Annotated in this window: 12 protein-coding genes; 10 read left to right on the forward strand and 2 right to left on the reverse strand. The window is 47.5% G+C overall.

The window, feature by feature from the left end:
* Window positions 1-89 precede the first annotated feature (89 nt).
* Together GXO76_10705 and GXO76_10710 are read right to left on the reverse strand one after the other, a co-directional pair.
* Entirely contained in the window at window positions 90-788 is a 699-nt protein-coding gene (locus GXO76_10705; GenBank protein NOY78324.1) for a hypothetical protein, read from the reverse strand.
* Window positions 778-1,764, reverse strand: a complete 987-nt coding sequence (locus GXO76_10710) for an NAD(P)/FAD-dependent oxidoreductase (GenBank protein NOY78325.1) — start codon at window positions 1,762-1,764, stop codon at window positions 778-780. The genes GXO76_10705 and GXO76_10710 overlap by 11 nt, the downstream gene beginning before the upstream one ends.
* A gap of 369 nt (window positions 1,765-2,133) precedes the next feature.
* On the opposite strand from GXO76_10710, the gene GXO76_10715 reads away from it, so the two are divergent.
* From GXO76_10715 to GXO76_10760, 10 genes are all read left to right on the forward strand, one after another.
* On the forward strand, window positions 2,134-2,466 hold the full coding sequence (locus GXO76_10715; protein NOY78326.1) for a P-II family nitrogen regulator: 333 nt from the start codon (window positions 2,134-2,136) through the stop codon (window positions 2,464-2,466).
* 143 nt (window positions 2,467-2,609) lie between these two features.
* Window positions 2,610-4,169, forward strand: a complete 1,560-nt coding sequence (locus GXO76_10720; GenBank protein NOY78327.1) for a T9SS type A sorting domain-containing protein — start codon at window positions 2,610-2,612, stop codon at window positions 4,167-4,169.
* 205 nt (window positions 4,170-4,374) lie between these two features.
* A complete protein-coding gene (locus GXO76_10725; GenBank protein NOY78328.1) occupies window positions 4,375-4,749 on the forward strand; it encodes a hypothetical protein in 375 nt (124 codons plus the stop codon).
* A 386-nt stretch (window positions 4,750-5,135) separates the two neighbouring features.
* Window positions 5,136-6,515 (forward strand): beta-glucosidase, encoded by a 1,380-nt coding sequence (locus GXO76_10730; GenBank protein NOY78329.1) that lies wholly within the window; start codon window positions 5,136-5,138, stop codon window positions 6,513-6,515.
* A 38-nt stretch (window positions 6,516-6,553) separates the two neighbouring features.
* Window positions 6,554-7,909: an MFS transporter gene (locus GXO76_10735; GenBank protein ID NOY78330.1), complete on the forward strand. Its 1,356-nt coding sequence runs from the start codon at window positions 6,554-6,556 to the stop codon at window positions 7,907-7,909.
* A 315-nt stretch (window positions 7,910-8,224) separates the two neighbouring features.
* Window positions 8,225-9,832: a carboxyl transferase gene (locus GXO76_10740; protein ID NOY78331.1), complete on the forward strand. Its 1,608-nt coding sequence runs from the start codon at window positions 8,225-8,227 to the stop codon at window positions 9,830-9,832.
* A gap of 81 nt (window positions 9,833-9,913) precedes the next feature.
* Window positions 9,914-10,135 carry an acetyl-CoA carboxylase biotin carboxyl carrier protein subunit gene (locus GXO76_10745; protein ID NOY78332.1) on the forward strand — a complete coding sequence of 74 codons (222 nt, stop codon included), beginning with the start codon at window positions 9,914-9,916 and terminating at the stop codon, window positions 10,133-10,135.
* A 144-nt stretch (window positions 10,136-10,279) separates the two neighbouring features.
* A complete protein-coding gene (locus GXO76_10750; GenBank protein NOY78333.1) occupies window positions 10,280-11,830 on the forward strand; it encodes an acyl--CoA ligase in 1,551 nt (516 codons plus the stop codon).
* 175 nt (window positions 11,831-12,005) lie between these two features.
* The gene (locus GXO76_10755; GenBank protein ID NOY78334.1) at window positions 12,006-12,905 is read left to right on the forward strand and encodes a hypothetical protein; all 900 of its coding nucleotides are present in this window, start codon (window positions 12,006-12,008) and stop codon (window positions 12,903-12,905) included.
* Between the two features lie 176 nt (window positions 12,906-13,081).
* A partial coding sequence (locus tag GXO76_10760) for an exo-alpha-sialidase (protein NOY78335.1) occupies window positions 13,082-13,554 on the forward strand: 473 nt, incomplete at its 3' end.

Genomic DNA, 13,554 nt, shown 5'->3' on the forward strand with positions numbered 1-13,554 from the left:
CTTTCCGGTTACTCGTTGAATTACGGTTGGAATGGGGTTTCGTCTGGGGGGCGTCCGATTTCAAATTCCGGGTCCTTCCCGGAATTTTTTTATTGAAATAATTTTTCACTTTCATTGATCAAATACTGAAGAAGCTCGTCTTCGCCGGTCAAATTCATCAGGGATTGGCGCTGCTGGGGAGTCGTGCAATAGGTGCAGTATTCGGCCGTTCGATGGTTTTGATAAAACCGAAAGAAGGATAAACAGATATTTTGTACATCGATTCCTTTGAATCGCGGATTGAGCTGGATGGCCTTGCTAAATCCAATCATTCCATAGCGGGTTTTGCAATAGGCCTCTGTTTCCCTGTCCGGTGCCCGTGTGCCAAGTGCCAGGTTCATCCATAATTTGGGATATCCCTGGCTGAATTGGTTCAAGAGATGATTAATAAATGCAAAACGCTGCTGAACCTCATTCTGGAAATCAATAGACCATTCTTCTTCGCGGCCGGTTGTTTTCATTTTTAAAAAATCCTTGTCGGCACAATAAAGAACAATGGGTACGGACAAGAGGTTCGTCTTTGCCTCGGCAGTCAAATTGTCCCAGGAGCGGCCGGTTGAGGAATCCAGGCTGATCGTGGCAACACGTTTCTCTGAGTCCCCAAAATGGGATTGCAATTTGTCTTCAAACAGAACGGCCGATACGGAGAAATTGTTTTCGGCAAAGAGCCTGACTATTTGTGCACACAGGTCATTGTGCGGAAAAAGGATTAAAATTGATTTTCTGATAGGGTGTTTTCTATTTTCCATGAATCAGCTCACCTTCCCTTACTGGATGCGGAAGTGATTTCAAATACCTTTGCAGAGCATTCACAGCCGTGGCCGCTTCTCCCAAAGCCGTCACAATCAGTCGAACCTTGCCGGGATACGAAACGGCGTCGCCACATCCGAAAATGCCTGGCATGGAGGTCTGCATTTCTGTATTCACCAAAATTTGTTTGTTCTTTTTGTCCACCTCAAGCTTTTCCAAAAACGCTATATTCGGTTTTAATCCTATATTAACCAAGACTTTATCGATCTTAAGAAAAATCTTCTGGCCCGCCTTTTCAATCTCCAGAATAATCTGCCCTTCATTGGACTGTTTGAATCGCCCCGTTTTCCAGCCGAGATAAAATTGGACACCATTCTGCTGCAGTTTTTTAATGCTTTTGGGTTCAGCCCTGAGTTTATCCGTTCGATGAATCAAGATCACCTGCGCATTTTGTTCAAGCAACAGCATGGCATTATCAATTGCACTGTTTCCCCCGCCGATTATGCTCACATTCTTTCCCGCCCATTCGGAAACATTCTTTATGCTGAATTCAACTCCCTTTCCTTCTAACTCCTTTTCTCCGGCGACATCCAGTCGCCTCGGCTCGGAGAGTCCCAATCCGCTTGCCAAAATTACACTTCGTGAAAAAACAACAAAATTCTTACCGGAGATTTTAAAAATAATTTTATCGGATTTTCTGATTTCCTCTACCGCGCGATTTTCAAGCAGGGGGATATTAAGAGTCTTGACCTGTTCAATCATACGATCTGCCAAATTGCCAGCGGGAATGTTTGAGTAACCCGGGTAATTGTAAACAGGCTTGTACGGATAGAGACTTTTCAATTGTCCCCCGGCTTCAGCCCCTTCCAGAATAACTACATTCAGGCCCTTTGCCTGAGCAAAAATAGCGGCCGTCATGCCGGCAGGCCCTGCCCCGAGAATCACACAGTCATAAATAATTGGTTGGGTTGTCATAAGTATTCGGCGGTTAGAATTCATTCCGAAAATCTGTCTATTGCTTTGAATCTTACAACAACTGTACCATTTCACCTATCCTGACCCCCAAAAAATTCTTTGCATAAATATCAAGTGGTTATCACATTCATTTTCGAAAAGTTAAACAATTTTTCACCCGCCTTTCCACCGGGAATTGCATATTATTGCACACTTTAATGTAGAATATTCTTCAATAAAAAAAGAGGCGTCCTCTTCTTCTTTCTCCAACCGCTTGATATTCTGGACATTATTGTTTTCTGTTTTTTTGGCATAGGATTTGTGAGAGATAGTAGTGAGCAAACAGATTTCATGAAATAATCGTGCACAAAATGAGAAATGAGGGAAAAAATGAAAGAGATTAAGGCTTACATCAAAACCAATCGGGTGGAAGATGTTGTCCAGGCTCTTCAGAAAGAAAATGTACCCGGGATCACGGTCGTTGAGGTTCATCCCGTCGGGTATGGATTTGACGCCAATTATTTCTCTCAGGCGCATGAAACGGCAAAGAGGTATTTCAAAATCACAAAGCTGGAAGTCGTGGCCAATGATGAAGACGTTTCCACGTACATTGATATTATTCAGGATCGCGCTCATACGGGACTAAAAGGGGATGGAATCATTTTTGTTACCCCTATTGAAATGGCCGTAAAGATAAGAACCGGTGAAATTAATGCGTTGTAACCGAATGAATACATTCGCTTTTCAAAGCCAAATCTGCCATAAACGATATTCAACTAAATCAATTGCTGAAAATTCCTGAAAAGAGCGGATTGACGCACCTTACGGCAGACTCATCCACAAAAAACTACAGAAAGGAACATGAAATGAGAATTAAGACGATAATATGGAGCGCAGCATTTATTTTGCTGGTATCGCAAATTCCGATAAATGCCCAAAACATGGGCCACCATAATGGCGAGTGGGGTGCTGACCCGGACTCTCTTGTCACCACAACGTTCAGCGGAATTGTTACGATTGATTCTTCCCAAATGATGCCGTTGTATTTTTTGGATACAAACCACGACGGGAACCCCGACTATTTCTTGATCTTCGGCCCCCTATGGTATCAACCCGCCAATAGTGCCGCCACCCGGCCTGCGGACGGCGATTCAATCACGATTACCGGCGGTGAGCACGAATCTATGACCGGACAATGGCCTGTTGTTATTGTCTATTCGATCGACGGGCAATTCTGGCGGGAACCGTACGAACCCACGTGGAACCATATGCAGGGGGAAAATGATCATGAGATGGGCGGGGAAGGAATGTGCGGAAATCACATTTTCGGCATGGATCATGACTCTTTACAAACGGTTAGTCTCAATGGAACGGCACTCATCGATTCAACATTTATGCATGAGCAGGTTTATCTGGATACAAATGGCGACGGGACCCCCGATTACTTCCTCAATTTCGGACCGCCCTGGTACACCCCATCCAGCGGAGCCACCCGTCCCGCTTCAGGAGATTCCCTTTCCATCGTGGGCGGACTCCTTTCGGATTCGACCATGTCCATTTTGGTCGTATATGAAATAAATGGTCTGGCCTGGCGGGATTCCTCGCAAGCCATGTCCCATTTTGGCGGACGCTGGATAAGCCGGACTATGAATCATTCTCAAAGGGTTTATGCCCCATTCGACACCGCCAGCTGGATGCAGATCAATCCGGGCTGGGGCGGTTCAGGCCAATGGCATCATGGTGGAATGATGATGCCCGATTCTATGTATGCGCAGATGATGGAGGTCTACCCCCAGAATATCCCAAACACGGATGGACAAAACGCTTTTGCAGCGTATGAAATTGCTTTTCGGACATCCGGCGGATCGGGAAATATGTGGCAGGGAAATGGCTGCGGAGGACACATGACATTCGCATCCAATTTTCAAATGCAGTTGCACTATACGGATCAGCAGCTTCAAAACAACCACCTGTCCGAGACAAATATTCAGGCACGATATTGGGATGATGATCAGAATCACTGGGTCACTCTTCACAGCGCCGTAGTAGACAGCCAGACAAACACGGTCAGCATTGCAGGTCAGGAAATCGGTGGTTTCGTGATCTTAACGGCCGAATCCGTCCCCACGGGCGTTTCCGAAAATGATCCGGCAATTGCGGCTGAATTTGCACTTCAACAGAATTATCCAAATCCCTTCAATCCGGAAACAACCATCGAATTTTCCACGCCCAAAAGGGCGGATGTAAAATTGACCATTTACAATATGCTGGGAAAAGTGGTTGCGACACCTTTTAATCGGGTCACGGATGCAGGTGTACACCGCGTTCAGTTTCAGGCGGCGTCCCTTCCCTCGGGAATTTATTTTTATGAAATTAGGATCAACAACCGGATCGTGGGAATCCGAAAAATGACTCTGGCAAAATAAGCACTATCCACACACGGACTGACTCTATCCAAGCGCAGCTGTCGATGCAAGGGGCAAAATAACAATATGACGTCTAAACATATCAAAAGGCGGGATGTTAACCTGTCCCTTGCAGCGGCAGTATAATTCATACGTTTTTGTACAGTAATCATTCAACCCTTGTTTAAAGTGCCCGGAGATCAGGTTCACATAAAGGAGACATAAAATGTCTATTATTAAACATCGATGTATCAAATTTAAGGCACCAATTGACTCCTCCGAGTTGGAGGAGCTCCGGGAACTGCTGAATCGCCAATCCGGAATTATTGATGTAACATTCAATCCCAGAAAACGGTTTATGCGGGTTTTTTACAATCTCGAAATGATGAATCTCTCCAAAATCGAAAAATTCCTCCAGCAGCACCGTGTTCGACTTTGCAGTTCATTCTGGGAACGGTGTAAAAGAAGTTATGTTAACTTTACGGAACAGAGTGAATGGGAAAACGCCCGTGCGTCAAATAAACATCACCAAACCAAATCCAATCAGACTTCAAAAAATGATCCGGAAAATCACAATTCCAAAAACAGAACCCAGGACTGAAGAAGACACAATCCCTGCATCTGCAAATCACCTCTCTTAACAGCGCACCGAATAATTGTTAACTTGTCCTATATTCAGGGTCTTCCAAATCTGAATAAAAACTCACGATGTGTTTTCTAATTGGCGCATTCGCGGCAAGAAACATTTAGTGCCCTTTCCCTCCAGAGCCTCTCACCAATTTCATATTCCCAATTTTTCCTAAAAAATCATTTTGAAAAGACACATTTTTTTCTTATTTTGGAAAAGTCTGCAAAAAAATCTGCCTTGCGACATTTTTCATCCCTTTTCAGGCCAAAAGTTGCTTGAAATGAAAAACAGAAAATTCGCTTTTAACAGATTACAAGAATCTTTTCTAAACAAAACCAATGGGAACAGGAAAAATTCGTATGAAAGAATTTCCGGAGAATTTTATCTGGGGAACGGCAACGGCCAGTTACCAGATTGAAGGCGCCTGGCTCGAGGGTGGGAAGGGACTGTCCATTTGGGATGCTTTTGCCCATACACCCGGGAAAATAAAAAACGGGGATACCGGAGACGTGGCCTGCGACCATTTTCACCGGTACAAGGAGGATATCGCCCGCATGGCCGAAATGGGACTAAAACATTACCGGTTTTCTATTGCCTGGTCCCGCATTCAGCCCGCAGGACGCGGGAAACCCAATCCTCAGGGTATTCGGTTTTACTCCGATTTGATTGACGAACTGCTCGATCGCGGCATCACCCCCTGGGTCACGCTGTACCACTGGGATTTGCCGCTGGCGCTGCAGCTGGAACGGGATGGTTGGCTCAATCCGGCAATGCCTGAAATCTTCAGGGATTACGCTTCCATCTGTTTTGAGCATTTCGGAGACCGCGTGAAGCACTGGATTACATTCAACGAACCCTGGGTAGTGGCTATCCTTGGCTATGGTCAGGGAATTTTTGCGCCGGGCCGGGTTTCCCATTCGGAACCCTATCAGGCAGGGCATCAGATTTTGCGTGCCCACGCCCTCGCCGTCGATCATTACCGTCAAAAATTTCAACCCCGGCAAGGCGGGCAAATCGGCATCACCAACAATTGCGATTGGCGGGAACCGCTGACCGATTCTGCTTCGGACAAGCAAGCCGCCCAGCGGGCGCTGGAATTCTTCCTGGGCTGGTTTACCGATCCCATCTACCGCGGCGACTACCCGGACGTGATGCGGGCTCGCGTGGCGGACCGCCTGCCCCGCTTTTCCGACCGGGACAAGGACTTGCTCTCCGGCTCCACAGATTTTTTTGGCCTCAACCATTACACGACCCTGTATGCGGCCGATTCGAAGGGAAAGCCTGTCTCCACCACCCCTTACGGCAACGGAGGCATCTCAGAGGATCAGGACGTCCGGCTTTCTGCTGATCCCAAATGGGACAAAACAGAAATGGGCTGGAGCATTGTTCCGTGGGGATTACGAAAGCTGCTTCACTGGATCGATACCCGGTACACCCATCCGCCCGTCGTAATCACAGAAAACGGCTGCGCCTGCCGCGACAGGGTTGTGGATAATCAGGTCCATGATCCCAAACGAATTCAATTTCTTTCGGATTACATTGGCGAGGCCTATCAGGCCATTCGGGAAGGCGTCGATCTGCGGGGGTATTTTCTCTGGTCATTTATGGACAATTTCGAATGGGCCCTGGGCTTTTCGCGCCGATTTGGCATCCATTACGTGGATTACAACACACAAAAACGCATTCCAAAAGACTCTGCCCGCTGGTATGCTGCGGTCATCACAAATAACGGATTGTAAACCTGCTTCTGAATCGGAATCGCTAAAGGAACTTGCAAATGGAACAGTCACGACAAACACTCTCTGTTGTTGAAAAGGTTGGTTACGGATTAGGCGACACGGCCACCAATTTGGTCTGGCGAACACTCATGGTTTTTCTACCCATTTTCTACACGGATGTCTTCGGCATTACCGCTGCGGCCGTCGGCACCCTCTTGCTGACCTGCCGTTTTCTGGACGGCATTACAGATTTCATTATGGGCATGATCGCCGATCGCACGGAAACCCGCTGGGGGAAATTCCGCCCCTGGGTTTTGTGGATGGCCCTTCCCTTTGGGATCTTCACCGTTTTGACCTTCACCACACCCCACCTGGGCCCCGTCGGAAAACTGATTTATGCTTACGTGACCTATATCGGACTCATTCTGGTTTACACGGCCAGCAATGTCCCCTATTCCGCCCTGATGGGCGTGATGTCGCCCAACCCCGACGACCGAACCAGTCTCTCTTCCTACCGCTTCTTTTTTGCATTTCTGGGTGCCCTGATTGTCCAGGGCTTCAGCATTTATCTGGTTCAATTTTTCGGGCACGGCAACCAGATGCTGGGCTACAAATACACCATGATGCTTTTCGCCGGGATGAGCGTCGTCTTTTTCTTGATCACCTTTTTTACAACGCGTGAACGCGTAAAACCCATCAAAGGCAAACACTCTGCGCTCAAGGATGATTTAAAAGATCTCTTCCACAACGGTCCCTGGATTATATTGTTTTTTATAGGCGTTTTTTTTGTTTCGATGACCACCCTCAAGCAGGGTTCCACGATGTTTTATTTCAAATACTACCTGGGGAGAGTGAACCTGGCAACGGCATTTATGGTTATTAATGTGATTGCAGCGATGATTGGCGCGGCCCTTACCGGGCCCTTTACGCGCGTGCTGGGAAAACGAGGTACCATGAAAGCCAGTCTGCTGCTGGCGCTCATCAGCAGCGCACTTTTATTTTTCGCCGGAACCCAAAACATCACGGCCATTTTTATTCTGGGCACCCTGATGGAATTTTCAACCGGTCCGGGAATCACGTTGTTTTTCGCCATGCTGGCCGATACCGCTGATTACTCCGAATGGAAAAACAACCGCCGCGCCACAGGATTGGTTTTTTCGGCAGGAACGCTTTCCATAAAATTCGGTTCCGGTGTGGCTGGCGCCCTCACCGGAGGCGTTCTGGCCTTTTTTGGCTACGTCGCTAATGCCGCTCAGTCCGCCCATGCCCTGCTGGGCATCCGACTGCTGATGAGTTTTCTCCCGGCCGCTGCCGCTTTTTTGGCCCTGGTCATCTTTTCATTTTATAAGATTGATAAGAATCTACTGATCCGGATTCAAAACGATTTGGCCATTCGAAAAGAAAACGCGCGGTAGTGGGGTGGCAATGAAACCAGAGCAGAATGATTATTTTTTGCTGGTTTTTTACAAATGAATTCTTTAAATTCTCATAAAAATCAAACTTTCCCAATCTGCTTGCCAATAAAGGTTTGACATACATTAGCATTTTATGCGCCCGGATTTTGGGAGATTGTTGAAACAGCCAAAATTCTTTCCGCGTGAAAAAGTAGCCCTTTGAGATAAAAAGTGGTTTGATTGACCCTGTCCTTTTTTGGGAGAAGTGAAATTCTCTTTGAATACCCAATTTGGAGATTTTCACTAATTCCATTTCTTGAAAGAAGGAGAAACACAATGCCGAAAAATCCGGAAGAAAATACGTCGGCCTCGAAATCCGAAAAGGATTCCTGGCAAAAAGAAGTGGAAGAAATTGAGGCTCGCAAAAATCTGGCCTACCGGATGGGAGGCCAGAAAAATGTTCAGCGTCAGCACGATGAGGGCAAAATGACGGTTCGGGAGCGGATTGATGCCCTGGTCGATAAAAATTCGTTTCAGGAAACCGGTGTGCAGGCTGGAGTGGCCAGGTACGAAAAGAACACCCTCACTGAATTTATCCCCTGTCCGATTGTAATGGGGCTGGCAAAAATCAACGGGCAGCGAGTGGCGGTGCACGGAGACGATTTTACCATCAAGGGGGCTTCTGTAGGACGACTTTACAAGTCGAAGCTGGCGTACATCACAAAAATGGCCCGCGAATTGCGCCTGCCGGTTGTGCGATTGCTGGACGGTGCCGGTGGCACCATCAAGGAGATCGCAGAAATCGGTTACACAGAACTACCCACCGTAAACGATGTGGCCGCTCAGCACATGGCCGAGCTGCTCTCCATGGTACCGGTGGCGTCCATCGGACTGGGACCTGTGTCGGGAATTGGTGCACTTTTGATGGTTAATTCCCATTTTTCAGTCATGGTAAAAGAGAAAAGCCATGTGTTTGTGGGAGGGCCGCCTCTGGTCAAATGGGCTTTTGGCGAAACCATTTCCAAAGAAGATTTGGGAGGCTATCGGATTCACACGCGAGGCAGCGGTGTGGTGGACAATGAGGCCGATTCGGAAAAGGATGCGTTTGAACAGACCAAACGATTTTTAAGCTATTTGCCTGCCAATGTCTGGGAAATGCCGCAAAGGCGGGAAATGGCAGGGGATTCATGCGACAGGCGGGATGAGGAGCTCCTTTCAATTGTACCAAGAAACGGCAAAAAACCTTACGACATGCGAAAAATCATTCGCCTGATTTTTGATAAGGATTCGGTTTTTGAAATCGGAAAGTACCAGGGGCGTTCTCAGATTACCGCACTGGCACGGTTGAATGGGTATTCGGTGGGTGTACTGGCAAACGATCCCCGTTTCCGGGCCGGTTCCTTTGCCTGGGATGTGGGGGAAAAATTCCAGCGTTTCGTGGACATGTGCGACACCTTTCACATTCCGATTGTTAATCTGGTAGATCAGCCGGGGTTTTTTATTGGCAGGGAGGCCGAACTGAACGGCACGATTCGCAAAGGAGTGCGGGCCAGTTTTGCTGTGCTTCAGGCGACTATCCCCTGGGCCACAGTGTACATTCGGAAGTGCTTTGGCGTGGCCGGAGCAGCGCAATCCAATCCTAATCAGCTTAACTGGCGGTATGCCTGGCCCTCGGCCGTGTGGGGAAATATTCCGGTGGAAGGCGGGGTTTACGCCGCGCACCGAAAGGAAATCGAATCAGCGCCGAACCCGATGGCTTATGTAAACGAGCTGATGGAAATGTATCGTGGATTTGCCTCTCCGTTTCGCACGGCCGAAGCGTTTGGTATTCCCGATATCATCGATCCCCGGAATACACGGAAGCTCTTGTGTGACTGGATTGAGATGGTTTATCCCATTGAAAAGACACGATTGGGAATCAAAACCCGCGGCATGCGGTGCTAAGAGTTGCCCCCGAAGCAAATTTTTTAGGCAAAATATTTTTTATTTTTACAAACAACCCAAACAAGTCCTTTTGGAGGAAACATGCAGGGAAATAGCGAGGTAACAGCTCCAATGCCCGGTTTTATTCGGACAATTCTGGTGCAGGTGGGAGACGTTGTAAATGAAGACGATGAATTAATGATCATTGAAGCGATGAAAATGGAAAATCCGATTCTGGCTCCGAAATCCGGGGTGGTAAAGGAGATTCGGGTGAAAGAAAAAGACCAGGTAGACACGTCCACTGTTCTGGCACTTATTGAATGAATGCTCGAAACGATAAAACTTCTGCATAGAGGCGTTTTTTTTCTTTCAAATCCACATTAAATCCAGATAATGAAAGGAGGTGCCTGATTAAGGGGAATCGTTAAAAAACAAGAATTTGTTTTTCCCAAAATGGAGGGTACAAACATGGAAAACTATTTCTGCAAAGTAATTGAAAATTGGGCCAAGCAAATACCTGACCATCCGGCCTACATTTTTATGGATCGGACAATGACCTATGCGCAACTCAATGAAAGCATTCAGCGTATGGCCAATTCATTTCTGCAGCTTGGTTTGAAAAAAGGGGACAAAATCGCGACTATTTTGCCGCAATCCCCTGCCTTTGTGACGCTTTATATGGCGGCTTCTGCAATCGGTTTAGTGGTGGTGCCTCTGGATCCCCGTTTTAAACCGGCTGAAATGATTGCCCTCAGCAAGCGCACCCAGCCGAAACTTTTGGTGGCACTGGCCAATCCGGAATCCATCAAACAAACCGCTGAAGCGCTTGTCAAGGAATACCCCTTTGAGCATGTTTTTTCCTATTTCGGCGCACTCACTATTGAAAATTCCAAACCTTACGAGGCGTTGCTTCAGGCCCCGGCCAATCCGATCCCGGATGAACTTCACCCGCAGCCCGACGATCCCCTGATTATTATTTTTACCAGTGGAACCACCGGGAAGCCCAAGGGAGCAGTGATCACACAAAAAATCACCTATGCCATGGCAAAAGCAACGGTGGAAGCCTGGGAATTGAGCGCCGACGACAAAGTGATTATCAATCTTCCCACCAGCCACGTGGGCGGCACACACGATTTGCTCGCTGTACAGCTTTATGCAGGGGCTACGGGAGTGCTCATGCCCACTTTTGATCCCAAACAAATGCTCGAATTTATTGGGAAATACAAGATCACCTACTTTGGCGGCGTTCCAACTATTTTTCGGCTCATGTTTAAGATGGTCAATGTAAAGGACTTCAACGTTGATTCGGTTAAGTTAATCATTGTGAGCGGTGAGCCCTCCCAGCCGGAACTGATTGAAAAAATTAAGGAAAGTTTTCCAAACGCCAATATTGCCTCCAGTTGGGGAATGAGTGAGACAGCCGGATTTTTCACCTTTACGAAACCCTCTGATCCGCTGGAAATCGTCGCGCAAACCGAAGGCGCACCCTGGAAAAACTTCGGGCTTAAAATTAAAAAGACGACCGGTGAGTGGGCTCAAACCGGCGAGGTTGGTGAACTTCTGGTTAAGGGAGACAGCGTCATTCGGACGTACATGGATCCGGAGGACAATTCGGGCACGTTTGAGGACGGCTGGCTTAAAACGGGTGACCTGGGCTACCTGGATGAGAACAATTACCTCCATTTTGTGGGACGTTTAAAGGAGATGTACATCAGTGGCGGTTACAATGTGTACCCACTGGAGATCGAATCGTTCCTCAATGCTCATCCCAAAATCAACACGTCATGTATTATTGAGGTCCCGGACGAAATTTTTGGGGAAGTGGGATATGCCTTTGTGGTGCCGGAAGAGGGCGAAACCCTCAAACCCGAGGAAATTGCTCACTATTGCGAAGAGGGGCTGGCGGATTACAAACGTCCGAAGCGGATTATTATTCGGAAAGACCTGCCCAAAACGCTGATTGGAAAGCTGGCCAAGCAGGAAATTCGAAAGAATCTGGAAAAATACCTCTCGGAATAAATGAGTTCATTACTAATAACCGCGAATTACACGAATTTTAGGCCTATAAATTCAAAAAATCTATTCATGGAAATCATCGAAATTCGCGGCGAAAACCTTTTTTATTCAAACTCGTAAGCAGAAAACTTGCAGGGAGTTAAACCTCGCAAGGCCGATTCTTGGGAGAATAGAACGCATGTCTCTTTCAATTCGTTCCAATTTGTTGCAAGCGCGCTTTCGGCAATATGACGTCACAGTCGGGTGGAGGGAAACCAAAAACTTTGCGGCAGCGCTGCACGATTCCAATCCCTTTTATTTTGACGATGAAAGGCAGGGAGGGATTTCAGCACCGCCCACTTTTCCGGTGGCTTTGACCTGGCCCATTGTGAAACACTTAAATGAATATCTTCTCGGTGTGAAATTCCCTGAAAATCTGCTTTCCACGATGGTTCATGCCGCTGAACACCTTATTTTACACCGATTGGTGCGTCCGGGGCAGCACCTTTTGATTCAAACAGACGTCGCCGCTATTTTGCCTCATAAAAGCGGAACCCAGCTGTCTCTTCGGTTTCGGGCGTTTGACGAACAAAATCAACTGGTTTTTTCGGAAGTAACCGGTGCCTTGCTGCGGGGCGTATCATGTGAAGGTGCGTGCAAAAGTAAAGATGATCTTCCGCCAGTACCAACTTTTCCGGAAGGCGTACCCCAATTGTGGGAAAAGACATTATCCATTGATCCCCTGCTGCCTTACATTTACGATGGGTGCACGAACATCGTGTTTCCCATTCACACGTCGAAAAAGTTTGCACACCAGGTGGGCCTACCGGACATTCTTGTTCAAGGCACGGCCACGTTGGGATTAGTGGTGCGGGAAATTGTGAACACATCTGCCGGTAGAAATCCTGGGAAAATAAGGGAAATCCGCGCCCGTTTTTCCGGAATGGTTTTTCCAGGATCTGAAATTCAGATTCGATTTTTCGAAGGAATTCGAAAAGAAGATGGACAGGAATATTATTTTATTGCGCTCAACGGACAAAACCAGGTCGTCGTTAAAGACGGTTTTGTGAAAATTGCGACGGATTCAGTGAATGAATAAAATTGCCTATGGTGAAAACAAAAAGATCTACCACAAAAGCATACCGGTTGTTTTCGTGCTCTTTTGAGCCTTTCGCGGGCAATTGCTTTAAGAAACACAAAAAAGGTATTCCAATGAAAACAACCCTCTCTTTAATAAGCCTATTTCTTGTTTTCTTTATGTCCTGTCAGGGAAAAATGGAATCCAACCTGCAAAACGGCAAGCAGATCGTTTTACGAATCGAGCCGTCACTCGATAATCCCCGCAACAGCGAAGGCGATTTTGTTCGCCTGAAAGACGGGCGCATTTTATTTGTGTACACCCACTTCACCGGTGGCACGGGGGATGAGTCCAGTGCGTATCTGGCGGGTCGTTTTTCGACCGACGACGGCCGCACCTGGACGTCCCGCGACACCCTCATTCTGCCCAACGAGGGGAAGCAGAATACCATGTCCGTTTCCTTGCTGCATCTGCGCAGCGGCAAAATTGCCCTGTTTTACCTGCGCAAAAATTCGGATACGGACTGTGTGCCGATGATGCGCCTTTCCACAGATGAAGCCCAAACCTGGAATGACCCCGTGCCGTGCATTCGTGAGCCCGGTTATTACGTGATGAATAACGACCGGGCGCTACAGCTCAAAAGTGGGCGCCTTCTCCTGCCGCTGGCCCT

The organism is Calditrichota bacterium (assembly GCA_013151735.1).
Taxonomy (GTDB): Bacteria; Zhuqueibacterota; JdFR-76; order JdFR-76; family BMS3Abin05; genus BMS3Abin05.

What these genes read in the sequence shown, in the direction of transcription:
- GXO76_10755 (NOY78334.1), top strand. Translation starts at nt 12,006, where the DNA reads ATGTCTCTTTCAATTCGTTCCAATTTGTTGCAAGCGCGCTTTCGGCAA.
- GXO76_10745 (NOY78332.1), top strand. Translation starts at nt 9,914, where the DNA reads ATGCAGGGAAATAGCGAGGTAACAGCTCCAATGCCCGGTTTTATTCGG.
- GXO76_10710 (NOY78325.1), bottom strand. Translation starts at nt 1,764, where the DNA reads ATGACAACCCAACCAATTATTTATGACTGTGTGATTCTCGGGGCAGGG.
- GXO76_10740 (NOY78331.1), top strand. Translation starts at nt 8,225, where the DNA reads ATGCCGAAAAATCCGGAAGAAAATACGTCGGCCTCGAAATCCGAAAAG.
- GXO76_10735 (NOY78330.1), top strand. Translation starts at nt 6,554, where the DNA reads ATGGAACAGTCACGACAAACACTCTCTGTTGTTGAAAAGGTTGGTTAC.
- GXO76_10730 (NOY78329.1), top strand. Translation starts at nt 5,136, where the DNA reads ATGAAAGAATTTCCGGAGAATTTTATCTGGGGAACGGCAACGGCCAGT.
- GXO76_10715 (NOY78326.1), top strand. Translation starts at nt 2,134, where the DNA reads ATGAAAGAGATTAAGGCTTACATCAAAACCAATCGGGTGGAAGATGTT.
- GXO76_10720 (NOY78327.1), top strand. Translation starts at nt 2,610, where the DNA reads ATGAGAATTAAGACGATAATATGGAGCGCAGCATTTATTTTGCTGGTA.
- GXO76_10750 (NOY78333.1), top strand. Translation starts at nt 10,280, where the DNA reads ATGGAAAACTATTTCTGCAAAGTAATTGAAAATTGGGCCAAGCAAATA.
- GXO76_10725 (NOY78328.1), top strand. Translation starts at nt 4,375, where the DNA reads ATGTCTATTATTAAACATCGATGTATCAAATTTAAGGCACCAATTGAC.
- GXO76_10705 (NOY78324.1), bottom strand. Translation starts at nt 788, where the DNA reads ATGGAAAATAGAAAACACCCTATCAGAAAATCAATTTTAATCCTTTTT.